Source organism: Gordonia effusa NBRC 100432 (assembly GCF_000241305.1).
In the GTDB taxonomy this organism is placed as follows: Bacteria; Actinomycetota; Actinomycetes; order Mycobacteriales; family Mycobacteriaceae; genus Gordonia; species Gordonia effusa.
The window spans coordinates 67107-92574 of sequence record NZ_BAEH01000017.1 but is presented as its reverse complement, the minus strand read 5'-3'; the positions used below and the strand labels follow the sequence as shown (position 1 = coordinate 92574).

Genomic DNA, 25468 nt, shown 5'->3' with positions numbered 1-25468 from the left:
TTTCGATGTCGGGGCCATTCGCCGCTATTGTCGCTAGCTTGATCCGGAGCTGGAGCCGCCGTCGGCCGGCGCACCGTTGGTGTAGCCCGAGATCACACCGGCGACAGGGATCGAGCCGCGTACCGCCTGCCGGAAGTTGATCATCGCGCGCTTGACGTGAGTCGGGCTGCTGACCACCACGGCACCGCTTGCCCGCCCCGCTGCCAACATGCGCGCGGTGTAGCGGGCGTTCTCGACGGTGGTACGGCTGCGGTTTTCGGTGGCCACGCGCCAGGACCAGACGCCGTGGGCCAGTAGCCACTTGCGCATCGCCTGAGCTTCGGTGTGCCCGCCCTTGGGCAAGCCGCCGGTGGTGATGATGCCCGCGGTCGGAAACGCGCGGGCAAGGGACAAAGCGGCTTTGAGTCGGGTAACGAGGACCGGCTTCATCGAGCCATCGCGATTGAGCCCCGCGCCGAGTACCACGATCCGGGTGCCAACAGGATTGAGTTTGAGCATCATGGGGACTTCGGGGGTGAGCCGTTCGAGGTTCGTACAGAACTTGATGAGATCGTCGTTGGCGGTTTGGCATCCGCCGACAGTCGAGAGGATGCCGTTGACGACCGTAGTTGGCGACGCTTGCGCGGCGGGGGCCGCACCTAATGCGGTAGTCACCGCGACAACGCTGGCAGCAAGAAACCCAGCAACTTTCACTTTGATGCCCATGCGTCACAAAATAGGTCGGCTAACTAGGTCATGTAAAGCTGACGACACAGCATAGAGACCATCTCGTGTCCGACATGCCGGGCGACACGCCGACGACACGCCGTGACACGCGGGCCGGAATTCACAGGATCGAATTTTCCCGTGTAGTCCGAAAATAGGACGCGCGGGCCGGGCCTAACGGCGAATCGAGGCGCGTTCGGCAGTCACCTTGGCGTCGACTTTGGCCGGGTCCGCGTCGGCGATGACCACCAAAGAGGCTCCGACGGCCAGTGGTGCCACCAGATGCTCGACGATGTCGTCGGCATCGTTCCACGGGCGGGTCGTTAGTACGCGTGAATCGGCCGTGATGCCACTGTCGGCGGCATTTGTGGCGGCGGTATCGAGTACTTGGGCCACCGATTGGCCGTCGAGTGCCGCCCCGGCGGAAAATCCGCTGGGGGAGTACTGGTCGCCGTGTACCCGAACCGCGCTACCGAAATCGGCAACCCCGATCGGTAGATCCTTGATGGCGAGCGCGAATGGGTCGAGTGATGCGACGACAATTTCGTCGGCGTCAAAGCGGTCGACGTCGTCGACCGTGGTGAACGCCGCGTAGATGTGCGCGCTCTCGACCGAGGCGGTGTGGACATGCGCACCGGCCCACCACGCGCCCAGCAGGATCGCCGCGGTCTGCCAATGTTCGGGTAGGTCGATCACGACATCGTCGCCCGGGCCGATTCCGACCTCGTCCCGGAGATAGTTGGCTGTCTTCGCCGCCCAATTGCCCAACGTCGCCGCCGACAGTTCGGTGCGTTCGCCGGTGCCGTCGTGATAGAAGGTCAGCATCGGCTGGGAGTAATCGGTCACGGCGTCGAAGAGTGCCGCGGTGATTGTGTTGTGTCCCATCAGTTCACGCATACCGGTCCGTCGGTACCCGCCGAAATCGGTGCGGGCGCTTTGGGTTTGGCGCTGGCAGCAGCCTGGCTGGCATCGGAGGACGGGCCGGTGTCGGCAATCGAGCCGGGTCCAGCGAAGGTGTTGGTGAGCACCACACGCATCGTGTTCTCGGGCAGCGACGCATCTTCGCGCACGGTGAGGTTGCCCAGGTCGCGCGCGAGTGTCTGCGATGCGTCACCCTTGCTGTGCGTATAGACGACACTGTCGCGGTCATTCGCGGTCGACGTCGATGTCTTGCCGGTCTGGAAACCTTTGCTGGACAAGATATTTCCCACATTTGCCGCCAGGCCGTCGATGGTGCCCGCGTTCACGACGTCGACTGTGTAGTCGCCACGGTCGAAACTCTTCGACTTCGACGACGTCCCGCTGCTCAGCAGTTTCTCGGTGAACTTCTTCACCTCGGCGGGATCAACCTTCACCACGCTCTGGGTACCGTCGTCGCTCCAACCCTGTTCGGTGACGACCGGAACGGTGGAGAACTTGACATTGCCCCCGGTCAAGTCCTTGAGCTGTTCGGCGAATTTAAGGATGTCCCAGTTGTCGTCGATAACCACTGACCGGGAGACCGCATTCTGCAGTTTGGAGAGCTGACTGGAGTTGGTCAGCGTCTGAGTGGAGAGAATCTTCTGCGCCAGTGACGCCATGAACACCTGTTGGCGAGTAATGCGGTCGAGGTCGCCGCGGGGCAGGTCGTGTCGTTGCCGGACGAAACTCAACGCCTTTCCGCCGGTAAGGGTTTGCCGTCCCGCTTTGAACCGTGCTCCTGACATCGGTTCGCGCACTGGAGCTTTCAGACAGACGTCGACACCTCCGACGGCGTCGGTCAGTAGCGCGAAACCGAGGAGGCCGACTTCCGCGTAGTGATCGACCTGTACACCGGTGAGGTCGGCAACGGTGCGCACAAGGGCCTTACGACCTGCCTGCACACCGTCGGTCTCGGCTTGCTTGGGATCCTTGCCGGCCTCAACTTCGGTGCGTCGCACGTGTTCTCGCGTCGCGCCGTAGGCCGCGTTGATCTTGCTCTTGCCCAGACCGGGCACATCGACGTAGGCGTCACGCGGGATCGACACCGCAGTAGCCGATGAACCGTTATTGGGAATGCGGACGAGGATGATGGTGTCGGTGCTCGTCGAGACATCGTCGCCGGTGCGCAACCAACGAAGTTCCTTCGCCGACAACGGGTTTCCTTTGGCGTCGGTTCGGGAGTCGGTGCCGACCAGCAATACGTCGACGGCACCGTCGTCGCCCGAACCGAGGTCGAGACCACCGAGTTGAGTGATTCCGCCTTCGAGGCCGCGGACACTGTTCCACGCGTATCCGCACACCAGTAGTACGACCGCGGACAGTATGGCGATCGTGAATCGGCCGGCTAGGCGTCCCCGCGGAGGTATCGCGGCGAGCAGCGCGGTAGAGGGCGTGCCGTCGGGCGGGGGAGGCCCGGTGGGCGACACCTTGGGGCGCGGCGGACGCGACTTTGCCGGTGGCGCGCCGACTTTCGTGCGCGCGGGCTCTGTCCCGCCGGCGCTTGGTTTGGTGGCACGCGGGGACTTCGGTTTTGGGGCGCCGGTTTTGGCAGCTTGCGGCGGCCGCTGCGCTGCTTTCTTGGTCCCCGGCTTGGGTCGACGTCGAGCCTCTTGTTCGCGGGTATGGATTTCACCAGAGGATCGACGGACTTCGCCTTCGTTGGGGATCCGCTCGGGGCGAGGGCGGTCACCGTCGGGGCGCGGGCGTCGAGGCTTGCGTTCCGCGTCGACGGGGCGTCGTTGCTGCCCTCCGCGTGATGGCTGAGCGCGGTTTGGGCGTGCGGCACCCCCACGAGTTGCCGCGCGCTCCTCCGACGTCGGGGGCTTGGCACGTCGCTGATCGGGTGTGCGGGGGGAACGAGAATCCACCGGCCGGGTTGCTCCCTCCGAATTCGGGCAGCGGAACCGCGCTGCGTCTGGTGATGTTGCTGTTGCAAAAGTTTCTGGTGTTACCGCAAGGCTACTTGCGCCGTGCGTAAAGTCGGGGAGCGCAACGCCGAGGCAGACGCCGAGAATTTGTCCACGGAACACTGACGTGCAGGATGGTCATATGAATGCAGGTGTGGTTCTCATCACGGGTGCCGGTGGCCAATTGGGCCGAGCGCTGCTGGCAACCGCCCCCAACGACCTGCGGGTGGTGCCGTTGACGTCGAGGGATCTCAATATTGCCGACGACGCCGCGGTAGCACGTCGATTCGGAGAATTGAGCCCCGACGATGTCGTGATCAACTGTGCCGCGTATACGAATGTTGACGGCGCCGAATCGAAACGCGAAGAAGCCTGGGCGGGGAATGTGCACGGACCGGCCAACCTCGCCGGGGCATGCGCGGCGTCGGGTGCGTGGCTCATTCATATCTCGACCGACTACGTCTTCGACGGCCCCGCGGCAGGTGGCGGCATCGTGTCGTCCCGCACCGCGGCGTACGAGCCGGCCGAAGCTGCCGCATCGACGCCGCCCACCGTGTACGGCGAAACCAAACTCGCTGGTGAGCGCGCTGCGTTGAAAGCGAATCCCGACGTCACCGTCGTTCGGACAGCGTGGGTCTATACCGGCCGCCAGGACAGCGCGGACTTCGTGGGAACTATGCGCAGACTGGCGGCACAACGCGACATTCTCTCGGTCGTCGACGATCAGACCGGATCGCCGACATATGCCATCGATCTGGCGCGCGGACTCTGGGAACTCGCCGCGATGCCGAGGCGGAGGGTGGCAGGGGCGGTACTGCACGCGACAAATGCCGGTCGGGCAACCTGGTGGGAACTGACGCGGGAGATTTTCGTCGACCTGTCTCTCGACCCTCAGCGGGTGCAGCGGTGCACGACCGACGAATTTCCGCGTCCCGCGCCGCGTCCGGCCTTCTCGGTCCTGTCGGGGGCGTCGTGGGCACAAGCGGGGCTGACGCCGTTTCGCGACTGGCGTCGGGCGCTGTCGGACGCGTTGTCGGAGGACTGATCGCACCGGGATCATCGCTGGGATTTTCGACGTTGCGGGAGCGTTGGTTACCCTGACCCGGTGACTGATCAGTTGGCCGTGGTGACGGTGACGTATTCCTCGGGCGACTACCTGACGACCTTCCTGGACACCCTTAAGGCGGCGACCAGCGAGAATCATCGCGTAATCATCGCCGACAACGGCTCGGACGACGGCGCGCCCGAGCGGGCCGAACGAGAGCACGACAATGTGACTCTGGTCCGTACCGGCGGCAACATCGGATATGGCGGCGCGATGAATCGTGGCGTCACCGAGATCGATCCTGATGTCGAGTTCGTCGTCATCGCCAACCCCGACGTCGCCTGGGAACCCGGCTCGCTCGACGAACTGCTCAGCGCCGCCCGACGTTGGCCGCGCGCCGGATCGCTCGGACCGATGATCCGCGAACCCGACGGCACCATCTATCCATCGGCGCGGCGCGTTCCCGACCTCATCTCAGGGACGGGACACGCATTGCTTGGCGCGGTCTGGAAGTCCAATCCGTGGACAACGGCATATCGCGAAGAAGACGCCGCACCGACCGAACGTCCGGTGGGTTGGCTGTCGGGGTCGTGTTTGTTGTTGCGGCGCAATGCCTTTGACTCGATCGACGGCTTCGACTCGCGCTACTTCATGTATATGGAAGATGTCGACCTGGGTGATCGACTCGGCAAGGCCGGGTGGCTGAATATCTTCGTCCCGACATCACACATCGTGCACACCAAGGGTCATGCGGCCGGACGACATCCGGAGAAGATGCTCCCCGCCCATCATCAGAGCGCCTACCGTTTCCAGGCGGACCGCAATCCGGGACCGTGGCGTGCTCCGTTGCGGTTGGCGTTGCGGGCCGGCCTGGCGGTGCGGTCGAAAGTTGCCGTCGCGGCAGCGCGTCGCGCGTTGGATAAGGCCGACGCCGCGGCCGCGGGAAATTCCCGTGATCAGGAAGGAACGTCGAATGTCGACTGAACGCGATGCGTCGGAGCGGCCGCCGGTGCAGGCCGTCGTCCTGGTGGGCGGCAAGGGGACCCGGCTGCGGCCACTGACACTGTCGGCACCCAAGCCGATGCTGCCGACCGCGGGTATCCCTTTCCTCACCCATCTGCTGTCGCGTATCCAGGCGGCCGGCATCGACGATGTGGTGCTCGGCACGTCGTTCAAAGCCGAGGTGTTCTCCGAGTACTACGGGGACGGCTCCAAGCTGGGGATGAAGCTGCGCTATGTCACCGAGACCGAGCCGCTAGGTACCGGCGGAGGCATCCGCAATGTGCTGTCGCAGTTGACCGCCGACACGATTCTGGTGTTTAACGGCGATGTTCTCGGCGGCACCAATGTGCGCGACGTACTAGATACGCACGAATCGTCGGGCGCCGACGTCACCATGCACCTGGTTCGGGTCAGCGATCCCCGTGCCTTCGGCTGCGTACCCACCGACGAATCCGGCCGCGTCACAGCTTTTTTGGAGAAGACGCAAGATCCGCCGACCGATCAGATCAACGCGGGCACCTATGTGTTCCGGCGGTCTGTCATCGAAGAGATTCCGGCGGGTCGTCCGGTGTCAGTGGAACGCGAAGTTTTCCCGGGGTTGCTGGCGGACGGTCGCCACGTGCAGGGCCACGTCGACCACGCCTATTGGCGAGACATGGGAACGCCCGAAGACTTCGTCCGCGGGTCCGCGGACCTGGTCCGGGGTATCGCGCCGTCGCCGGCACTTGGCGATCGGCACAGCGAGTTCTTGGTACATGAGGGTGCGGGCATCGCTCCGGGGGCGCTGCTGATCGGCGGCACGGTGGTCGGGCGCGGTGCGGAGATCGGACCGGGGGCCCGGCTCGACGGCGCGGTTGTCTTCGACGGCGCGATAATCGAGGCCGGAGCGGTCGTCGAACGCAGCATCATCGGTTACGGCGCACGTCTTGGTCCGCGAGCTCTGGTGCGCGACACCGTAATTGGCGATGGCGCTGATATTGGTGCGCGGTGCGAACTCCTACGCGGGGCGCGGGTCTGGCCCGGAGTTCAGATTCCGGATAACGGGGTGCGGTTCAGCACCGACGTCTGACTCCCCGCTGGAACTGTCCCCCTGAGCCGAGCAGGCGCTATATCGCCGTCTGCGGCCGTGATGGGGACATTTCCAGTGGCGCCCGGCGGCTACCGCGCCTTCGCGGCGGCCAGCACGCCAGTACCTAGCGGAATGACCACCGGCAGAAGTCGGTCGTCGTCGGCAATGATGAGGGCGGCTTCGCGCGCGGCGACGGTGACGGCATCATTCGCTTCGGGATCTGCGACGGTGCCGTCGGCGGTGGCGTTATGTACCACCACGATGCCGCCGGGTCGCAGGATGCGAGTCGCCTCGGTGACGAATTGCGGATGATTGATCACCGGGCCGTCGATGAAAACGAGGTCGTAGGATTCGTCGGCGAGACGAGGCAGCACATCTCGTGGAGTGCCGTTGATTAGCCGGGTTCGTCCGGGCGCGACGTCGGCGCCGCGAAATGATTCACGCGCCGCACGGTGATACTCGATCTCGGGATCGATGGTCGTCAGGACGCCGGTCTCGGACATGCCGTTGAGCAGCCACAAACCACTCACGCCCGCACCGGTACCCACTTCGACGACCGCGCGAGCGTCGGCGGCTCGCGCGAGTAGCGACAATAGTGCGCCCACGGACGGGGCGATTGTCGGGGCGCCCAATTCGGTTGCGCGTTCGCGCGCGGCGAGGAGGGCGTCGTCTTCGACGATCGCCGATTCGGCGTAGGCGAGTATTGCGGCCTCGGGAGACGGCGCCTGCGCGCGAGAGTCGGTCACCCCTCGAAGCTTAGGGGATAGGTGCTCCGAGCCGGCGCAACTACATCCTCAGGCAACACTCAGGCCGCTCATACGGCTGCCACACAGCGGTAGGAGAGGGTCTATACCAACGGACGGAATACCGCCGAGCGTGGTGACGTTCTCCATAGTGCAGATGGCACATGCTGTGCCGCGGGAAGGACTGGCCACACACGATGACTGATCCTGCAGTGTTCACCCCAACAGTTCGGGACGAAGTCGATTCGGCGAGCGCATCGGAGTCCATGGCAAGCACGTCAGGAACCGCGGGTTTCGACGCAACCGGCGATTCGACGCTGATGCCGTCCTGGGATGAACTCGTCCGTGAGCACGCGGATCGTGTTTACCGGTTGGCCTACCGATTGTCGGGCAATCAGCATGATGCCGAGGACCTGACCCAGGAAACCTTTATCCGGGTGTTCCGCTCGCTGCAGAACTACAAGCCGGGAACCTTCGAAGGCTGGCTGCACCGCATCACCACGAACCTCTTCCTCGATATGGTTCGACGGCGCAACAAGATTCGGATGGAAGCGCTGCCGGCTGAATACGACCGCGTGCCGGCGAACACGCCAGATCCGCAGCAGATATTCGCCGATGCCAATCTCGATCCCGAGTTGCAGCGGGCACTCGATCAGCTCGCACCCGAGTTCCGTGCCGCCGTGGTTCTGTGTGATATCGAGGGTCTGTCGTATGAGGAGATCGCTACCACCTTGGGTGTGAAACTCGGTACGGTCCGCAGCCGTATCCACCGGGGTCGCCAGACGATTCGCGATTACCTGACCGCGCAGGGCCTGACCGATTCTCGGGCCGTGCACATCGGAAAGTAGCTCCATTTGCGGCGACGCCGGGAGTAATCATTCGCTCGACCGACTAACCTCTTCACCCGCGAAACCACTCATCGGCCGATAGACCGAACGAGTGAAGTCCAGCCCGGGAACCTCTCGTGCGCGCCGTTCGTTGGTAGCCTCGGATAGTCTTGGAAGGTGGTCGAGCGCGCTGGGTGTTCGGCTTCCACGAACGAAAGGGGTCGCAAGGTGCACGATCGCACTCCAGGCACTCCGTTCGCGGGAGATGCGAGTTTTCCGCACAACGATGCGAATGACATGCGCAGACGGCGGCGCTCACCCTGGAATCCGGCTACCTGGACCCCGATCACCACTTCTTTCGCGGCCAACCCGCGCTATCGCGCTCCCGGCACGCCTGGGGGACGCGGTTTCGCGGCCACCGAGCACCTCGCACCGGAGGCAGTCGCCGCGTACGTTGACGGTGAACTTACCGTCAACGCTCATCTGCGTGCCGCCGGCCATTTAGAGGTATGTGCGGAATGTCGGGCCGCTGTCGACGCACAGTCGGCCGCGCGTACTATGCTTCGTTCATCGTCGGGGCCGTTGTCGGTGCCGCCGTCGTTGCTCGGGCAGCTCGCCGCAATTCCGACTCAGGAGATCGACATGACTAACCGTGGTCCACTGCACCCCAGGCGGGGTCGATAGGTTGACCGGGGTGAAGTCGCCGACCGAGGCCAGTGTGTTCGGTCGTCCCAATGGGGTTCAAGGGTCGTTTGACGAATCGAAAACGGCATCGTCGGATAAGCCACAGCCGGCCGTCGCGCCACCGGACCCGGTACTCGCCGAAGCGTTCGGACGTCCACCAGGTAGCAGCGAGTCATTGCCCCGTGACCCCGACGCCCGGTACGGCGAGCATGAAGTACCCGACGCTGAACCTGACCCGTGGCGGAATCCGGAAAGCGCGGCGTCGTTAGCTACTCCCGCGCTCGCGAAGAAGCAGCGCGCCGCGCCGACGGGTCCCGGTCCCAAACTCGGTGTCAAAGAGGTACTGCTTGGTCGGGGTATTGCCTGGCCGGCTCTGGTTACGCTCGGCGTCATCGCACTACTTATCGGTCTGGTCGGTGGCCTGATGGGCCGCTGGACCGCTGAGGTCGTCGCTCCGCTCAACTCCGATACGGTTGAACTTGCCAAGGGAAATTCCGACGACCGCAACCCCGCGGGCGCGGTCACCCGGGTCGCGAACGCGGTCGCCAAGTCGGTGGTTTCGATTGATGTTCGGGCCGGATCGTCGGGCGGTACCGGGTCGGGCTTCGTGATCGATAAAGCCGGCTACATACTCACCAACAATCACGTGGTGGCAATGGCGGCAGAGGATCCCAAGGACAGCCGGGTCGAGGTTGTGTTCTTTGATAGGTCCCGTGTGCCGGCACGGATCGTCGGGCGCGATCCCAGAAACGACACCGCCGTCATCAAGGTCGACAACGTGAACAACCTTACGGTCTCCAAGATCGGTGACTCCAATACCTTGCAGATCGGCCAGGAAGTGATCGCCTTCGGGTCGCCATTGGGCCTGGAGCGAACAGTCACCAGCGGAATCGTGAGCGCTCTGCACCGACCGACCGTCGGCCCGCAGGAAGACGAGTCGGATGTGCCCTCGGTCATCGACGCTATTCAAACGGACACCGCGATTAACCCGGGTAACTCCGGTGGTCCGCTCGTTGACGACTCGGGCGCTGTCATGGGCGTGAATTATCTGCTTCGCTCGGGCACTGGCGGGTCGATCGGTCTTGGCTTCGCTATCCCCATCGACCAGGCCATGTCCATCGCGCAGCGGCTGATTCGAGGAGAGAAGATCTCGCACCCGCAGATCGGAGTGAACACCCGGGACGTGCGCAATGTGCGAGTGCTCGGTGCTCAAGTGGTCAATGTCGTGCAGGGTTCGCCGGCCGACCGCGCGGGCCTGCGTGAGGGTGACGTGGTGACCGGGTTTGGCGGTCAATTGGTGCAATCCGCCGACGAATTGACGGTGATGGTTTTCAAATCCCAGATCGGCAAACCTGTCCCATTTACGTTCTGGCGCAACGGCCGGACCTTTAACGGCACCATCACGCCGGCATCGGACTAAGGTCGCGGTTATGTTCAATAACATTGGCGGGGGCGAGATTCTGATCATTCTCGCCGCCGGGCTCATCATCCTGGGCCCCGAGCGTCTTCCCGGCGCCGTGTCGTGGACATTCAAATCACTGCGTCAGGTACGCGACTACGCGACCGGAGCAACCAGTCAACTCAAAGGTGAACTCGGACCCGAGTTCGAGGATCTTCGTAAGCCGCTCGCCGATCTCAACGAACTACGCGGGATGACCCCGACCGGGTTCGTCACCAAACATCTGCTCGACGGTGATTCGTCGTTGTTGTCGCCGAAAACCTATTTCGACGACGAAAAGAGCTCTGCCCCAACGCCTTCGCTGAGTAAGTCGGCTCCCGCGTCGTCGGTGGATATGTCAAAGTCGGCGTCGGCTCCCGCGCAACCTGCGAAGCCGCGCCACGACGTCAGCGAATGGGACGCGACCTAGTCCCGCGCCCAGCTCGGGAAAATCGTCCGAATAGTTGCCCACCTAGGGCAATATGCCCCCGGTGAGCCAGTATTCGGACGATTTTCACGGCTCAAGGTCCGCCTGCGACCTAGTGTCGCGTCGTGTCGATTCCCAGGCTCATGCCCGCCAGCCCGCGCTTGCGGACCGCGAGCTTGTCGGCGATGCCCAGCAAGGCCGATCCTGCCGGCGAATCGGGCGCCGACAACACCACCGGATTGCCGGCGTCACCCCCTTCGCGCAGGGCGGTCTCCAACGGGATTTGGCCGAGTAATTCGACCTTCGCGCCGACGGCGCGAGTCAGGCGCTCGGCAACTTGTTCGCCACCGCCAGCGCCGAATGGTTCCATCCGCGTGCCGTCGGGCAACTCGAGCCAGGACATATTCTCGATGACGCCGAGGACCTTCTGACGAGTCTGTAGAGCGATAGCGCCGGCCCGCTCGGCCACCTCGGCAGCGGCTTGCTGCGGAGTCGTGACGACCAGTATCTCGGCTCCGGGGATTAGCTGGGCGATGGAAATGGCGACGTCACCGGTGCCCGGCGGCAGGTCGAGTAGCAGGATGTCCAGGTCGCCCCAGTAGACGTCGGCGAGAAACTGCTGAAGGGCGCGGTGCAACATCGGCCCCCGCCAGGTCACCGGGGTATTACCGTCGGTGAACTGGCCGATCGAAATGAACTTCACATCGTGGTTCATCGGCGGCAGGATCATTCGCTCGACTTGCGTCGGCTTGGCGTCGCTGCCCAACATGCGCGGGACCGAATGGCCGTAGATATCGGCGTCGAGAACACCGACCGACAATCCGCGCGACGCCAGCGCCGTCGCCAAATTGACTGTGACACTTGACTTTCCGACGCCACCTTTGCCCGACGCCACCGCGTACACGCGGGTGAGCGAGCCTGGCTGGGCGAATGGAATGACTGGTTCGGCCGCCTCACCACGCAGCTGTTTGCGCAACTCCGTGCGCTGTTCGTCGTTCATCACGTCCAGCTCGACGTCGACTTTGCCGACGCCGGGGACATCGGAGACCGCGGTCTGCACCCGACCGGAGATCTCGGTACGCATCGGACAGCCCGACGTCGTCAGATAGATCACGACGTCGACGCTCGAGTCGTCGTTGACGGTGACAGATTTGACCATTCCGAGATCGGTGATCGGCTTGCCGATCTCGGGGTCGTTGACCTTAGACAGGGCAGCGCGCACCGACGATTCGGTGGGGACGGCGACGGTAGACATCGCCATTCAGCCTACCGGCGTGGGAATCTCAGCGCGGCTGCGGTACCGCCGCGGGGGTCCGCTTCGGTGTCTGCGGCTTGGCTTGTCCGGGCTTCGGAGCTGTCTTTGGGGCCGGCTTTGGCGCGGGCTGTTGTTTCGGCGCCGGCAGGGTCGGCAAGCACACGATGAAACAATTCTGCTGCGGACGGGTGGTGGGACTGGGCTCGGTCGACGGTTTCGTGCTCGTCGACGGCCCCGACGTCGACGGCTTGGGCGACGTCGACTTATCCGCGGCCCGCCGCGGATCCTTGGGAGGATTGGTCGGCATCACACCGGTGGCGTAGGCGGCGGCCCAGCCGAGAACGTTGGTCACGTACTCCATGGAGTGGTTGTACCGAAGCACGGCAGAGACTTCGTTCTGACCGGCCATGATGTCGTTGACCCCAGCGCAGAGGTAGCGTCCCGCCGAGTACGTCGCGTCGAAGATGTTGTTGGGGTCGGCTTTCCCGTCGCCGTTGGCGTCGGAGCCCCAGCGATTCCAGGTGCCGGGAATGAACTGCATCGGCCCCATCGCGCTGACACCCTGCCCACGGTGATCGAGGATCACTTCGTTACCGGCGAGCGTGCCGTCCAGCGCTGGACCGTTGATCGGCGTCAGGGTAGTGCCGAATGCGTCGACGTTGCCATTGCTCGCATGATTCGACTCGATGCGTCCGATGCCGGCGAGCAGGTACCAGGGAAGTTTGCAGACCGCCTGCTCGTCGCCGAGCCGGCTGGCGGCGAGTTTGTATGCCTGCAGCACGACGCCGGGGATACCCAACGGGCCCGATGGGAGATCGGCTGCCAGTCGGAACTGCGGTGCGATCAGTGATGCCGGCAGTGGCGCCGGCGGTGCGAAATTGCTCATAGCCACGGTATTCGATGCGGCCGGTACTACGTCGACGACCGAAGGTGCCGCAACGGGCTGGCCGACGAGGGTGGGGGCGGCGTCGTCGGAATGAGCGCTCGACGTCGCGGCGCCGAGCATGAGAGCAGCAGCTAACGCACCGCCGACGCCGGTCGTCAAAACGCGGCGCGCCGACGATGGGCGTTTCGGTCCTTGGGCACGCTGCCAGAAGCGCAGGCTGGTCATCGTAGACTCCCGCGCGCCCGATGGCTGGTCGGTGACACCGCCATCCCCCTATCAGTCAAGATGCACGAATGTGTCCCACCATACATTTCGCAATCGAGTGCAGTATCGCGAACCCTGATATCTGTAGGTTTTCCGAACTACTCCGCTTCACCTGATTCGGCATCCGACGGTCGTTTTGCCAGCCGTTCGACGAGGTCATCGAGCAAGTCATCGAGTTCTTTACGCAGGTAGTCACGAGTCACCGTGTCGCCGACCGCAAGTCGCACCGCGGCGAGCTCGCGCGCGAGGAACTCGGTGTCGGCCTTGGTCTGAGCCGCGCGGGCACGATCCTCGTCGAGCGCGATCTTGTCGCGATTCTCCTGACGGTTCTGTGCGAGGAGAATAAGTGGTGCTGCGTAGGCGGCCTGTGTAGAGAAGGCCAGATTCAACAAGATGAACGGGTAGGGGTCCCACCGCCAGGTGACCGCGACCAGATTCAGCGTCACCCAGATGATCACAAAGATGGTCTGATAGGCCAGATACTGGCCGGTGCCCAGGAACCGAGCGATGCGTTCGGCGTATACGCCGATGATGTCGGCGTCGATATTGAGGAATGGACCTCGGCGGCCCGATTTGGGGGTATCGAGGCGGCGGCCCGATGACTCGGCGCTCATGCTCGACCGTCCTGGGCGAGGGGCGCGGTGTCTTCGTCGGGTTCGGTCTCCCGCCAATCGCGCGGAAGCATTTCGTCGAGCAGGTCGTCGACGCTGACCGCGCCGAGCAGATGTCCATCGTCGTCGACGACGGGACCGCAGACCAGGTTGTAGGTCGCGAAGTAGCGGGTGACGGTTTCCATCGAGTCCTCGGGCTTGAGTGATGCCAGGTCGGTGTCGAGGATGCCGCCGACGATATTCGCCGGCGGCTCACGTAACAGCGCCTGAAGATGCACACAGCCCAGATACTTTCCGGTCGGTGTCTGGGTGGGCGGACGGACTACGAAAACCAGACTCGCCGCCGCGGGAGTGACGTCGGGGTTACGGGCACGGGCTAGCGCCTCGGCGACAGTGGTCGCGGCCGTCACGATCAACGGCTCGGGGGTCATCAGACCACCGGCCGTATCAGGAGAGTGGATCAGCAACCGTCGGACGGGTTCGGACTCCTGTGGGTCCATCCGTGTCAGCAGTGCCTCTGCCTCGGTCAGTGACATTTCGCCCAGAAGGTCGGCGGCGTCGTCGGGGTCCATCGCCTCGAGGACGTCGACGGCGCGGCTGCGTTCCATCCGCGCGATCATCGCGGTCTGGTCGTCGGGCGGGAGTTCGGCGAGCACGTCGGCGAGTCGTTCGTCGTCGAGTGCGGCGGCAATCTCGTTGCGCCGCTTGTCCGGAAGCTCCCGCAGCGCGTTGGCGACGTCGGCCGGGCGCATACCTTCGAATTGCAGCAGCACCTGCGCGACGCCCTGCCCGGGGAGGTTCAGGGACGTGTGAGTAATGCCCTGCACGTGTGACCATTCAACGATATGGGTCTCGCCTCGTCGACCCAATCGCAACCGGCCACCGCGGACGGCGACCTTGTTGACCACCCAATCGCGGGTACGGGTCTGTTCGATGCCCAGATCGACCACGGTGAGGTCCGCGCCGTGCAGGTCGACGAGATCGGGGTCGTCGGTGCGGACCCTGGTGTCGAGAATCTGTCCCACGGCGAGTGCTTCGCCGGGCCGGATGTTGAGTCGGCGCATGCTGATCGTTCCGGTGGTCAACGTGACCGATTGTGGATCGATGGTGGTGACACGCAGCATCGGGACGAATATCCTTCTGCGAGTGGTCAATTCGACAGCGAGTCCGAGCACTCGTGGGGGTTGGCCGGTGAGACGGATCGAGACAACCGCGTCGCGGACGCGACCGATCGATTCGCCGTCCGGGCCAAGAACCGCGAGGCCGACTAGTCTGGCCACGAAGAGCTTGTTGACCGATGCCATGCGGTTAGCGTAATCCCCGCGCGCACCGAGATCCGGTTTGACCGTAGTGGCGGCGAGTTTCCGAAATATGAGGCACTCGCGTCGATCTGAACAGGTTCGAGACAAAGGTTCGAGACAACGGAAGGTGAGTCATGACCAATCCCATGCGCCCGGGCCGAGAGACGCCGGGACTCCCGACGCCGCCGCAAGGCTGGCCGATCGGCTCGTATCGGACCTATGCCGAAGCCCAACGAGCGGTCGATTACCTGTCCGACGAAGACTTCCCGGTCCGGGAGGTCACCATCGTCGGCGTCGATCTCATGCAGGTCGAGCGCGTCATCGGGCGATTGACGTGGGGCAAAGTCATTGGGGGAGGAGTGGTTTCGGGTGCCTGGCTCGGCCTGTTCTTTGGCCTGTTGCTGAGTTTCGTTGTGGGGGAACCGATTGTGGCAATTGCGATCGGCATCGTCGGCGGCTTGGTATTCGGTGTCATATCTACCTCCATTCCATATGCGGCCACCCGAGGCACCCGTGACTTCGCGTCGACGATGCAATTGGTCGCCGGCCGATACGACGTCCTCTGTGAGCCACGCAATGCCGAACGTGCGCGCGACATGCTCGCGAAGCTGAATATCTAGCCAGCGGCAACCCGCGGCTCGTCGCACGAGCGGGAGTGAAAATGCCACGCCCGTACCGAATGTGTTGCATGTCACGAACGGCTACCGATACTGTTAGCCGTCATTTGTACTCGTGACTTCTACGCGTGAGGAGGCGTCGTGCAGCGCAGGTTGCGGACCAAATTGGTCATCGCGGCGACAGCATTCGGAATAGCAATCCCCGGGGTTGCGGCATGCGGGTCCGGGTATCAAGCCGGCGTCATCAACGTGTACCCGCCCGCGGATGGTGCATCCGAGATCGCGAAGATCGCTGAGAAATGTTCTGCCGGCTCGGGCGGCGCCTACCGCATCGTCAGCACCCCGCTGCCCAAGTCGGCCGATGACCAGCGCCTCCAGTTGGCTCGCCGCCTTGCCGGCAACGATCACGGGCTGGATCTGATGGGGATGGACGTGGTGTGGACCGCGGAGTTCGCCGACGCCGGATGGATCAAGCCGGTGCCCGATGACCTTGCGAAAACCATTTCCGCGCAAACGCTTTCGGGCCCGCTGGAGACCGCGCGCTGGAAGAGGGCGAGCGACACCGAGAAGCGCCTCTACGCCATCCCGACATGGACCAACACTCAATTCGTCTGGTACCGACCGGATGTGATGCGCCAGTATTTGCAACGCGCGACGCCGCCTAAGACGTGGGATCAGCTTCTTTCCGACAACAAGACCATCACCGAGGCCGGTGGCCCGAGCTACATCATGGTGCAGGGCAAACAATATGAGGGCCTGATGGTGTGGTTTACCTCGGTGCTGGCCAGTGCGGGGGGAGCGATTCTTAGCCCCACCGATCCGAACAAAATCACTCTCGCCGATACGCCCGAGCACCGGGCGGCCACCGTCAAGGCACTGAGCATTCTCAAGGCGGTGGCGACCGCACCGGGCCATGACCCGTCGCTGACCAACTCCGACGAGGGGTCGGCCCGGTTGGGAATGGAGACCGGGAAGGCGTCGTTCGAGATCAACTGGCCGTTCGTGTGGGCCTCGATGCGATCAAACGCTGCTGCTGGCGACGTGCCGTTCTTCAAAGATTCGTCGGGAAAGATCATTCCGGCGCTGGCTCCGTACACATCAATGCTGACCGACGAAGAGAATCCGCCGACCGATGCGCAACTCGCACCCGCGAATAAGGCGGTCCGGACCAAGTTCAATTGGGGCCTGTATCCCGGCGTCAGCGCCGATCACACGATGCGGCCCCCGCTCGGTGGAATCAATCTCGCCGTCGCGAGCACATCGCGCCAGCCTGAGTTGGCATTCAAAGCCGCACAATGCCTTACCAACGAGCAGGCGCAGAAGCAGTACGCCATTTCCGGTGGTACACCACCGACTATCGCGTCCATCTACGATCAGCCCGACTTCAAAGCGAGTTACCCGATGGGTGACGATATTCGCCGACAGCTGGAGATCACCGGTGCGCCAGCTCGCCCGGCATCACCTGTCTACCAATCGATTTCGACGCTGATCACGGCGAAGCTGAGTCCGGTCGGACAGTGGGACCCGGAGGCAATGGTCGATCCGCTGGTCGAACAGGTCCGTAAGGCAATCGACGGGGAAGGCTTGGTGCCATGACATACCGCGATGGTTCCGCCGACGACGGCCGAGGCGCCGATGCGCCCCGGACCGGCCGGCACGCGCTGCCCGATCCTTCGCCGTCGAACACACCGCAGACGTCGAATGTGCAACGCTCCGCGCCGCCCGTGAATTCGCAAGGCTCGCAGTCGAGTGAGCCGTCGAAACCGGTCCCCGGCGCCTCGGGGGTTGCGCTCGCCGCAAAGCCAGCCGAGAAACCGGCGCGGCCAGCGAAACTCTCGGGCGGTCGGTCCAGTGAACGGCGACTTGCCTTTTGGATGGTCGCACCGGCCGCGCTGCTCATGGCAGTGGTGACCGGGTACCCGATCATTTACGCGTTCTGGTTGTCACTGAACAAATCGAGCCTGTCGGCGCCGGGGGAGAGTTCCTTCGTCTGGTTCGACAACTACGCGACCGTCCTCTCCGACTCCTACTGGTGGACGGCACTCGGGACCACCTTGCTAATCACGATCGTGTCCGTCGCCATCGAACTGGCATTGGGCTTGGCGATCGCATTGGTCATGCATCGCACCATCTTCGGTAAGGGCACCATCCGGACCCTCGTGCTAATCCCGTATGGGATCGTCACCGTCGCCGCGGCATTCTCGTGGTACTACGCGTGGACGCCGGATACCGGCTACCTCGCCAATCTGCTACCCGACGGATCCGCGCCGCTGACTCATCAATGGCAATCACTGGCCGTGATAGTGCTCGCCGAGGTCTGGAAGACTACGCCGTTCATGGCCTTGCTCTTGCTCGCGGGACTTGCGCTCGTCCCCGACGATTTGCTCAAGGCCGCCGAAGTCGATGGTGCCGGGGCGTGGACGCGCCTGTGGCGCATCATCATTCCATTGATGAAACCGGCGATCTTGGTGGCTCTGCTGTTCCGCACACTCGACGCGTTCCGAATATTCGACAATATTTACGTCCTGACCGCCGGTGCGAATAAGACCGGTTCGGTGTCAATCTTGGGTTATGACAACCTATTCAAGGCTTTCAACCTCGGCATCGGCTCGGCGATCAGCGTTTTGATCTTCATCTGCGTGGCGATCATCGCAGCGGTGTTCGTCATCGGATTCGGTACGGCCGCACCTGGTTCCGACGCGGAGGGGAAGTGAGATCATGGCTACTTCAGTGAACAAGAAGGTCGGTTGGACCGTCGCCAATCTGTTGGTGGTGCTCTATGCGGTCATTCCGCTGCTTTGGATCGTGAGTCTCTCGTTCAAATCGTCGGGCACCGTCAAGGATGGCAGTTTCATTCCCAAGGAATGGACCTGGGAGAACTACAAAGGCATCTTCGACACCAGCGCGTTTACCAGCGCGTTAATCAATTCGATCGGCGTCGGGCTCATCACCACCATTATCGCGGTGATCATCGGGACGATGGCGGCCTACGCTGTTGCGCGGCTTGACTTTCCGGGCAAGAAGGTTCTGATCGGCGCCGCGCTGCTGATCGCGATGTTCCCCCAGATCTCGCTTGTCACACCGCTGTTCAACATTGAGCGCAGTGTCGGCCTCTTCGACACCTGGCCAGGGCTGATCATCCCGTACATCACCTTCGCGTTGCCGCTGGCGATCTACACACTCTCGGCATTCTTCCGCGAGATCCCGTGGGAACTGGAGAAAGCCGCGAAAATGGACGGCGCAACGCCGTGGCAGGCATTTCGTCGGGTCATCGCACCGTTGGCGGCGCCGGGCGTCGTCACCGCGGCGATCCTGGTCTTCATCTTTGCCTGGAACGACCTCTTGCTGGCGTTGTCGCTGACGTCGACCGAACGTGCGATCACCGCGCCGGTCGCCATCGCGAACTTCACCGGCAGCTCCCAATTCGAGGAGCCGACCGGCTCGATCGCCGCAGCCGCGGTCGTCATCACCATCCCGATCATCATCTTTGTGCTGATCTTCCAACGTCGAATCGTCGCCGGACTCACCTCCGGTGCGGTGAAGGGATAATTCATGGCCGACATCGTCTTGGACAACGTCACCAAGCAGTATGCCGACGGTTCGGTGGCCGTCGCCGGAGTGAACCTCTCCATCGCCGACGGCGAGTTCGTCATTCTCGTCGGGCCGTCCGGTTGCGGAAAGTCGACCACTCTCAACATGATCGCCGGTCTCGAAGACATCAGCGGCGGCGAACTGCGGATCGGCGGTGAGCGTGTCAACGAACGCGCGCCACGCGACCGCGATATCGCCATGGTGTTCCAGAGCTATGCGCTGTACCCGCATATGACCGTGCGACAGAACATTGCCTTCCCACTGACGCTGGCTAAATTGCCGAAAGCGGAAATCGCGCAGAAGGTCGACGAGGCCGCACGCATTCTCGACCTCGAGAAGCACCTAGACCGCAAACCGGCGAACCTCTCCGGTGGCCAACGGCAACGGGTCGCGATGGGCCGCGCGATTGTGCGGTCCCCCAAGGCCTTTCTGATGGATGAGCCGCTGTCGAATCTCGATGCCAAACTACGCGTACAGATGCGGACCGAGATTGCACGGCTGCAAAATCGGCTGAATACCACGACGGTATACGTGACTCATGATCAAACCGAGGCGATGACGCTCGGCGATCGGGTCGTGGTGTTGCGAGCTGGACACGTTCAGCAAATCGGCACGCCGGCCGAGTTATACAACGATCCGTCGAACCTCTTCGTCGCGGGATTCATCGGCTCGCCGTCGATGAACTTCTTACCGGGGCATCTTGGCGTGAGCGGCGTCGAGACGCCGATCGGCACCATCGCCGTGCCCGACTATCAAGCCATTGTGCAGCGGGCCGGTGCCGCGAAGAGCAACGGTGAGGTGATCATCGGGATTAGGCCGGAACATCTTTCCGACGCATCGATGGTTGATCCGCTGCTGAAGGGTCGCGGCAACACTTTCCGGGTTAACGTCGACGTGTTGGAGTCGCTCGGTTCGGATAAGTACGCCTATTTCGACATTTCGTCGTCGGCCGAAAGTGCAACGCTCGCAGAGCTTTCCGCAGAGACCGGTTCCGCGCTCGGCGGTGGCGAGATGGTCGCGCGGTTGCACGCCGAGTCGGGGGTCGTCAAAGGCGCGCCCGCCGAGTTGTTCTACGAGCCGAACAAGGTCGCTGTCTTCGATCAAGCGAGCGGGCAGAACCTGCATAAGGGGTAGACCTCCCGCTGTCATCTGACCCGTGGGCTTTGTATTGCCAGCCGCCCTACTCGGTAGGGTGGCACCGTGAGTGAATCGGTTACCGAGCTAGTCACCAAACACCTAGCGGGGCTGGGTGATGCTGCGCCCCAACGCGCGTCGGTGACATTTCTCGGTGTCGAACCGATTGATGTCCTGCGCATAGCTATCGACACCGACGGCGGACCGCAGTTGGTCTACGCGACGGTCGGTTGTTCTCGGCATCCGATGGGTGATCCGACGGATCTGCATGCCGACCCGGTCCGAGGGCCGCGCGCGGAGATTGTCGTGCGGATGGCGCCGACGTCACCGCTGCCGGGACTGCATAAGCGGCTTGCCACTGTTGCTGCGGCTCCAGCGGTTGAGGGCCTCATTCTGTCGGTTGATGCCCTGGTGGACTTGGGGGAGCCGCTGTGGGACGGATCATCCTGTACCGCACTACTTTTGGCGGATGACGAGATCGCCGACGTCGAGCTGCCCGACCCGATGGAGCCGGTGATCTTTCTGCGCGCTATACCGATCACTGCAAATGAAGCGGCTTGGGTGCGCCTGAAAGGTGCTGCGGCACTGCGTGATGCGTGGACCGAGGCCGGCATTGACGTGACCGATCCGACGCGGTCGGGAGCGCGGCTGTAGATTCTCGGACAGACAAAGGGCCCGGCATGCGTACTGGCGAACCAGCAGAGGCAACATCCGGACCCTGCCGCATGACGTGAAACATCAGAGGCGGTGCACCGCTTACGATACCATCGTTTGATGGAGCGGGATGTGGGGTGGGTTTCGCAGGCGCGTTTTGCGCCGTTCTTGAGCGCCTGCGGAAATGACGTTGATTTGGCGTGGACCCTCTACGAGTGGAATGCCCGCATGGCATCGGCCCTATTTGAGTGCTTCCATCACACCGAAGTCCTTGTGCGTAATGCGATGATGACGCAGCTGGCGACCATCCACCCCCTTGGCTACCCGTGGCAAAAGGCACTGTCAAGTGTTGCGGATGCCGCACTCAAGCGTCGAGATGGAACTACGAAGGTAGCCTCGCCTGATGCAATCATATCGGAACTCACATTGGGGTTTTGGGCGAGTTTGCTAAGTAAAGTTCCTGAGAACGAAGAATTATGGAGGCAGAGTCTTCGCAGAGCATTTCCTGGATCCCCTGGGACGCGAGACTCTGTGCACAAGGCGCTGACGGACATGAAAGTCCTGAGAAATAGGTGTGCTCATCAGGATTCCCTACTCGAATTTGATGCTCGAATCGAACTTCGAAAGCTCTTGTCCCTGGTGGAGTGGATTGACCCGAAGGCGAGAATCTGGATTGAGTCAATCGAATCGGTGTCGGAGGTAGCGAAGGAACGGCCCGTACAACCGCAGTCCGACGTGGTAGTTGTTGGGGCTAGTGCTGATCAGGCGATCGCTATGTATAAGGCCGTGTCTGCATACGTGTGTGTCCCAGTGATCGTTCATTTGCGCCAATTTCGTATATGGGATTCTACTGCGACAAGAAGATCGAGCCATACTTTCCTCGAATTCGCGATGTGATTGTTCCCAGTAGATGGAACCGGAGTGAGCGAGACGCACTCGCAGAATCGTCGGATGTTTCTGATCAAAAGGTGGCCAGAGTAATGGGTTATGCGTTGAAGAACGGTTGGGAGGGTGCGCAATACCAGATCTTTCTTTTATCGGAATTGAGATCAGCCGAGACTCTTAGGCGCGCCGAAGACAGTCCAATTCTCCATCGAAAGTCAGGTCGAGGATCGGCGTTTGTCCAGAACAAGAGGTACTTTCCGCGTTCCGCGCTCCTTGCTGCGTACGATACGGATCATATAGTCGATAACGGGTGATCTCCACCGAATATATAGACCCACCCAACGCCTCCCGACCGCAGCGGCACCTCGATCCGGGTGTAGTCGTCCACTTCGTATTCGTCGGCTGCCGCGAGATCGGCGTCGTTGATGGTGAATGTAGTGCCCTCGACTACATCGGATGCGTTGCCGCGCAGCAGGATCGGGTGTTCGTCACTCCCGCTGCGCTCGATTACCACCGGGTCGGTGATGGTGAGGATCTCACTACGAAATCCGACGATCGCGTCCGGTCGGCCGTCGAGCAGACGACCAAAGGTCGTTTCTTGTACGCCTGGCAATTGCAGTGTGCCGTAGGAGAAAAGCTGATGCATACCGTGAATCTACAGCCAATTGTGCTTACGGAAGTTGCGCCACAATACGATCGTGAGCAGCACCATCACCGTCAACACGATGTAATAGCCATAGCCCCAATGCAATTCGGGCATGTGGTCGAAGTTCATGCCGTAGATGCCGGCAATCATCGTGGGGCCGGCCGCCATCGCTACCCAGGCCGAGATCTTGCGCATATCCGTATTCTGTTGCAGCGCAACCTTTGCCGCGGCCGCGTCGAGTAGTGACGACAGCACGTCGTCGAATTCGATGACGCGATCGATAACCGTGGTCAGGTGATCGGTGACGTCGCGGAGGTAACGTCGCACTTCTTTGGGAACCTGATTCGATGCGGTCAGCTGGCTGAGCGGTCCGATCAGCGGCGCGACGGCCCGGCGCATTTCGAGCACTTCGCGTTTGAGCAGATAGACCGGGTCGATGTCGAGTCCGCCGCGGCCGAAGACCGACTGTTCGATCGCATCGACGTCGTCCTCCATCCGATCGGTAACCGCCAGGTAGCTGTCGACGACCAGGTCGGCGATGGAATGCATGACCATCGTCGGGCCGAGGGCGAGTTGTTCGGGTCGTTTTTCGAGGTGGTGCCGCAGGTCGGATAGATGGGTGTGATCGCCGTGGCGGACAGTGATGACGAAATCCTTGCCGAAGAAGATCATGATTTCGCCGGTTTCGACCACCTCGCTGGTCGCTTGAATCGACTCGTGTTCTACATATTTCACTGTCCGCAGAACGAGGAACTGTGTTTCGTCGTAGACCTCGAGCTTTGGCCGCTGATGTGCGTGCACCGCGTCCTCGACCGCCAACTCGTGGAGACCGAAAGCGTCTGCGACGCCTTGCATTTGACCGTCGTCGGGTGCGTGCAGGCCAAGCCAGACGAATCCCTCGCCGCGCTCGCGTACCTGCCGCAGGGCGGCGGTATACGCGTACTTTCCAGGCAGACGTTGCCCATCGACGTAAATGGCACAGTCGACGATGGCCCGTGCGACTGGTACCGGGATATGAGGTAGCGACGAATGATCGCGGCGGGACGGCTGCCCCCAGCCGGGTCCACGAATACTGGGTATCGACGGCACAGTTGCAGATGGTACTCGCAGATAAGCGCTATCAGATGCCGGCGGCGCCGGAACGTGGTGTCCGAACCCGGTACCTTAGGGTCGTGCAGGTGAACCGAATGCCCTACCCCCGACGCTCGGCAACGTGGTTGGCCACCGCGGTGGCGGTTGTGCTGGCGCTGGGCGCGGTGGGCGGTTGCACTGTGCAGACCACGCCGAGCGAGGCGAGAACGCTCGTCGTTGGTGCGTCATCCGACCCGGCACTGACGATGGCCGCCCATATTTATCGAGCCGCGCTTGCCGCCGCGGGCTCGGCGGTGTCGCGGGACATCGTCATCGCCGACGATTCTCGACAACTGACCGCGATGGGGCAGACCGAGCGGGATTTGTTTCCCGCCTTCACCGGAGAGCTTCTCGCTTCCCTCGTGCCGCCAGGCTTCGAGGAGGATGCGGCAAAAGTGACGTCGGCGACCGCAAGCGACTTCGACTCGACCTATGTCGCGTTGAATAAGGCTCTGCCACAGGGGGTTTCGCTCGCCGACCCGACGTCGGTGACCAAGTCCGGCCTAACTGGGGCAGCGTCGGATACCGATACGTTGGACAAACCGGCCGGGCCATCGCAGCAGTTGGTGCCGGTGTACCGAAGTGCCGCATTGAGCCGTGAGCAGGTCAAGACCATCAACAAGGTCGCCGGCGAATTGACCGCCGACGATTTGTTGGCGTTGACGCACGAGTCGGAGAAGACAGACCCGGCTACGGTGGCCGCGCGTTGGGTAGTTACCCACGGCCTGACCCACTAAAGATCGGGAGATAACAATGTCGCCGAGGGCAGATTGCCCTCGACGACATCGCATTGTCCAGATTTTTTGGGAACGGGGAGGCTACTTGGTGAAGCGCTTGGTGCCGAGCGCCGTGAGCCGCGCGGTGATGCCCTGGTAGCCCGACGCCACTAGTCGTACCCACAAATCCAAGAACTTGGCGTCATTTCCGACGAGCACGCGCGCACGATTGCGCTCGACGCCGCGGATGATGATGTCGGCCGCCTTCTCCGACGGCATGCGGAGTAGGTACTTCTCGAATGCAGCGGTCAACTTGTCGTGGTTGGGGTCGTCACCCGAACTCGTCGCGTTGCGCGCGATGGCGGTCTTGATGCCACCGGGATGCACACAGGTCACCTTGACCGGATGCTTGGCGACGATCATCTCCTGGTTCAGCGCCTCGGTGAAGCCGCGTACCGCGAACTTCGCCGAGTTGTACGCCGACTGGCCGGGCTCGGACAGCAGACCGAAGAGTGACGAGGTGTTAACCACGTGGCCATCGCCCGATGCGATCAGGTAGGGCAGAAATGCCTTGGTGCCGTTGACAACTCCCCAGAAGTCGACGTCCATGACACGCTCGATGTCCTTGAATTCCATCTTCTCGACGTCGCCGTTGTGGGCGATGCCGGCGTTGTTGAAGATGACGTTGACGGTGCCGAAGTGTTTGGCGACGGTGTCTGCGTATTCGAGCACCGCTTCACGCTCGGCGACGTTGAGAAGCTGGCTGTGCACCTGTGCGCCAGCCTCAGCGACGAGCTTTTCGGTGGCTGCTAAACCGGTCGGGTCGACGTCGGAGATGGCAATCTTGGCGCCCCGCTTAGCCAGCTTGACGGCGAGGTCACGGCCCATGCCTGATCCGGCACCGGTGATGACGACTACTTTTCCGCGGAAGTCTTTCATGTTCAGTCCTTAAATGAGTGACGTTGTGGAC

The 25468-nt window shown here is 62.6% G+C and carries 25 protein-coding genes; 14 read left to right on the top strand and 11 right to left on the bottom strand.

Annotation, left to right across the window (positions count from 1 at the left end; translation table 11 throughout):
• Positions 1–33: 33 nt before the first annotated feature.
• From GOEFS_RS02535 to GOEFS_RS02525, 3 genes are all read right to left on the bottom strand, one after another.
• Complete coding sequence (locus GOEFS_RS02535; RefSeq protein WP_007316305.1) at positions 34–705, bottom strand: YdcF family protein; 672 nt, start codon at positions 703–705, stop codon at positions 34–36.
• A 174-nt stretch (positions 706–879) separates the two neighbouring features.
• Entirely contained in the window at positions 880–1602 is a 723-nt protein-coding gene (locus GOEFS_RS02530; protein WP_007316304.1) for a TIGR03089 family protein, read from the bottom strand.
• Entirely contained in the window at positions 1590–3533 is a 1944-nt protein-coding gene (locus GOEFS_RS02525; RefSeq protein ID WP_083837210.1) for an LCP family protein, read from the bottom strand. Before GOEFS_RS02525 ends, GOEFS_RS02530 begins: the two co-directional genes overlap by 13 nt.
• A 181-nt stretch (positions 3534–3714) precedes the next feature.
• On the opposite strand from GOEFS_RS02525, the gene rfbD reads away from it, so the two are divergent.
• From rfbD to manB, 3 genes are read left to right on the top strand one after another with little or no spacing between them, the layout of a single operon-like run.
• A complete protein-coding gene (rfbD, locus tag GOEFS_RS02515) occupies positions 3715–4617 on the top strand; it encodes a dTDP-4-dehydrorhamnose reductase (protein ID WP_007316301.1) in 903 nt (300 codons plus the stop codon).
• 60 nt (positions 4618–4677) lie between these two features.
• A complete protein-coding gene (locus tag GOEFS_RS02510; RefSeq protein WP_007316300.1) occupies positions 4678–5601 on the top strand; it encodes a glycosyltransferase family 2 protein in 924 nt (307 codons plus the stop codon).
• A complete protein-coding gene (gene manB, locus GOEFS_RS02505) occupies positions 5591–6688 on the top strand; it encodes a mannose-1-phosphate guanylyltransferase (RefSeq protein ID WP_007316299.1) in 1098 nt (365 codons plus the stop codon). Before GOEFS_RS02510 ends, manB begins: the two co-directional genes overlap by 11 nt.
• A gap of 89 nt (positions 6689–6777) precedes the next feature.
• Here manB and GOEFS_RS02500 read toward each other — a convergent pair whose 3' ends face one another.
• Positions 6778–7434, bottom strand: a complete 657-nt coding sequence (locus GOEFS_RS02500; protein WP_007316298.1) for an O-methyltransferase — start codon at positions 7432–7434, stop codon at positions 6778–6780.
• A gap of 194 nt (positions 7435–7628) precedes the next feature.
• Between GOEFS_RS02500 and sigE the strand changes: the two genes are divergently transcribed.
• The 4 genes from sigE to tatB all read left to right on the top strand — a co-directional run bounded on the left by sigE (position 7629) and on the right by tatB (position 10810).
• Positions 7629–8279: an RNA polymerase sigma factor SigE gene (sigE, locus tag GOEFS_RS02495; RefSeq protein ID WP_050949748.1), complete on the top strand. Its 651-nt coding sequence runs from the start codon at positions 7629–7631 to the stop codon at positions 8277–8279.
• Between the two features lie 207 nt (positions 8280–8486).
• Complete coding sequence (locus GOEFS_RS02490; RefSeq protein WP_007316296.1) at positions 8487–8942, top strand: zf-HC2 domain-containing protein; 456 nt, start codon at positions 8487–8489, stop codon at positions 8940–8942.
• A 10-nt stretch (positions 8943–8952) separates the two neighbouring features.
• Positions 8953–10362, top strand: a complete 1410-nt coding sequence (locus GOEFS_RS02485; protein WP_007316295.1) for a S1C family serine protease — start codon at positions 8953–8955, stop codon at positions 10360–10362.
• A gap of 10 nt (positions 10363–10372) precedes the next feature.
• Positions 10373–10810, top strand: coding sequence for a Sec-independent protein translocase protein TatB (gene tatB, locus GOEFS_RS02480; protein ID WP_007316294.1), 438 nt, complete (start codon positions 10373–10375; stop codon positions 10808–10810).
• A 109-nt stretch (positions 10811–10919) separates the two neighbouring features.
• On the opposite strand, the gene GOEFS_RS02475 is transcribed toward tatB, so the two are convergent.
• The 4 genes from GOEFS_RS02475 to GOEFS_RS02460 form a co-directional block, all read right to left on the bottom strand.
• The gene (locus GOEFS_RS02475; protein WP_040524341.1) at positions 10920–12062 is read right to left on the bottom strand and encodes an Mrp/NBP35 family ATP-binding protein; all 1143 of its coding nucleotides are present in this window, start codon (positions 12060–12062) and stop codon (positions 10920–10922) included.
• A gap of 28 nt (positions 12063–12090) precedes the next feature.
• The gene (locus GOEFS_RS02470) at positions 12091–13173 is read right to left on the bottom strand and encodes a lytic transglycosylase domain-containing protein (RefSeq protein WP_007316292.1); all 1083 of its coding nucleotides are present in this window, start codon (positions 13171–13173) and stop codon (positions 12091–12093) included.
• Positions 13174–13310: 137 nt separating this feature from the next.
• Positions 13311–13826, bottom strand: a complete 516-nt coding sequence (locus GOEFS_RS02465) for a DUF1003 domain-containing protein (RefSeq protein WP_007316291.1) — start codon at positions 13824–13826, stop codon at positions 13311–13313.
• Positions 13823–15127, bottom strand: a complete 1305-nt coding sequence (locus GOEFS_RS02460) for a magnesium transporter MgtE N-terminal domain-containing protein (protein ID WP_007316290.1) — start codon at positions 15125–15127, stop codon at positions 13823–13825. The genes GOEFS_RS02465 and GOEFS_RS02460 overlap by 4 nt, the downstream gene beginning before the upstream one ends.
• Before the next feature lie 131 nt (positions 15128–15258).
• Between GOEFS_RS02460 and GOEFS_RS02455 the strand changes: the two genes are divergently transcribed.
• The 6 genes from GOEFS_RS02455 to GOEFS_RS02430 all read left to right on the top strand — a co-directional run bounded on the left by GOEFS_RS02455 (position 15259) and on the right by GOEFS_RS02430 (position 21120).
• On the top strand, positions 15259–15744 hold the full coding sequence (locus GOEFS_RS02455) for a YflT domain-containing protein (RefSeq protein ID WP_007316289.1): 486 nt from the start codon (positions 15259–15261) through the stop codon (positions 15742–15744).
• Positions 15745–15882: 138 nt separating this feature from the next.
• The gene (locus GOEFS_RS02450; RefSeq protein WP_007316288.1) at positions 15883–17337 is read left to right on the top strand and encodes an extracellular solute-binding protein; all 1455 of its coding nucleotides are present in this window, start codon (positions 15883–15885) and stop codon (positions 17335–17337) included.
• On the top strand, positions 17334–18455 hold the full coding sequence (locus GOEFS_RS02445; RefSeq protein WP_007316287.1) for a carbohydrate ABC transporter permease: 1122 nt from the start codon (positions 17334–17336) through the stop codon (positions 18453–18455). Before GOEFS_RS02450 ends, GOEFS_RS02445 begins: the two co-directional genes overlap by 4 nt.
• Before the next feature lie 4 nt (positions 18456–18459).
• Positions 18460–19290 carry a carbohydrate ABC transporter permease gene (locus GOEFS_RS02440; protein WP_007316286.1) on the top strand — a complete coding sequence of 277 codons (831 nt, stop codon included), beginning with the start codon at positions 18460–18462 and terminating at the stop codon, positions 19288–19290.
• 3 nt (positions 19291–19293) lie between these two features.
• The gene (locus GOEFS_RS02435) at positions 19294–20466 is read left to right on the top strand and encodes an ABC transporter ATP-binding protein (protein ID WP_007316285.1); all 1173 of its coding nucleotides are present in this window, start codon (positions 19294–19296) and stop codon (positions 20464–20466) included.
• 66 nt (positions 20467–20532) lie between these two features.
• Complete coding sequence (locus tag GOEFS_RS02430) at positions 20533–21120, top strand: suppressor of fused domain protein (RefSeq protein WP_007316284.1); 588 nt, start codon at positions 20533–20535, stop codon at positions 21118–21120.
• Between the two features lie 1177 nt (positions 21121–22297).
• Here GOEFS_RS02430 and GOEFS_RS02420 read toward each other — a convergent pair.
• Together GOEFS_RS02420 and GOEFS_RS02415 are read right to left on the bottom strand one after the other, a co-directional pair.
• Complete coding sequence (locus GOEFS_RS02420; protein WP_007316282.1) at positions 22298–22651, bottom strand: gamma-glutamylcyclotransferase family protein; 354 nt, start codon at positions 22649–22651, stop codon at positions 22298–22300.
• Positions 22652–22660: 9 nt separating this feature from the next.
• A complete protein-coding gene (locus GOEFS_RS02415) occupies positions 22661–23731 on the bottom strand; it encodes a magnesium and cobalt transport protein CorA (RefSeq protein WP_040524339.1) in 1071 nt (356 codons plus the stop codon).
• A gap of 107 nt (positions 23732–23838) precedes the next feature.
• On the opposite strand from GOEFS_RS02415, the gene GOEFS_RS02410 reads away from it, so the two are divergent.
• Positions 23839–24519, top strand: coding sequence for a type 2 periplasmic-binding domain-containing protein (locus GOEFS_RS02410; protein ID WP_083837214.1), 681 nt, complete (start codon positions 23839–23841; stop codon positions 24517–24519).
• Between the two features lie 81 nt (positions 24520–24600).
• Here the strand turns inward: GOEFS_RS02410 and GOEFS_RS02405 are convergent, their stop codons facing one another.
• Entirely contained in the window at positions 24601–25437 is an 837-nt protein-coding gene (locus GOEFS_RS02405) for an SDR family NAD(P)-dependent oxidoreductase (RefSeq protein WP_007316278.1), read from the bottom strand.
• Positions 25438–25468: the final 31 nt, after the last annotated feature.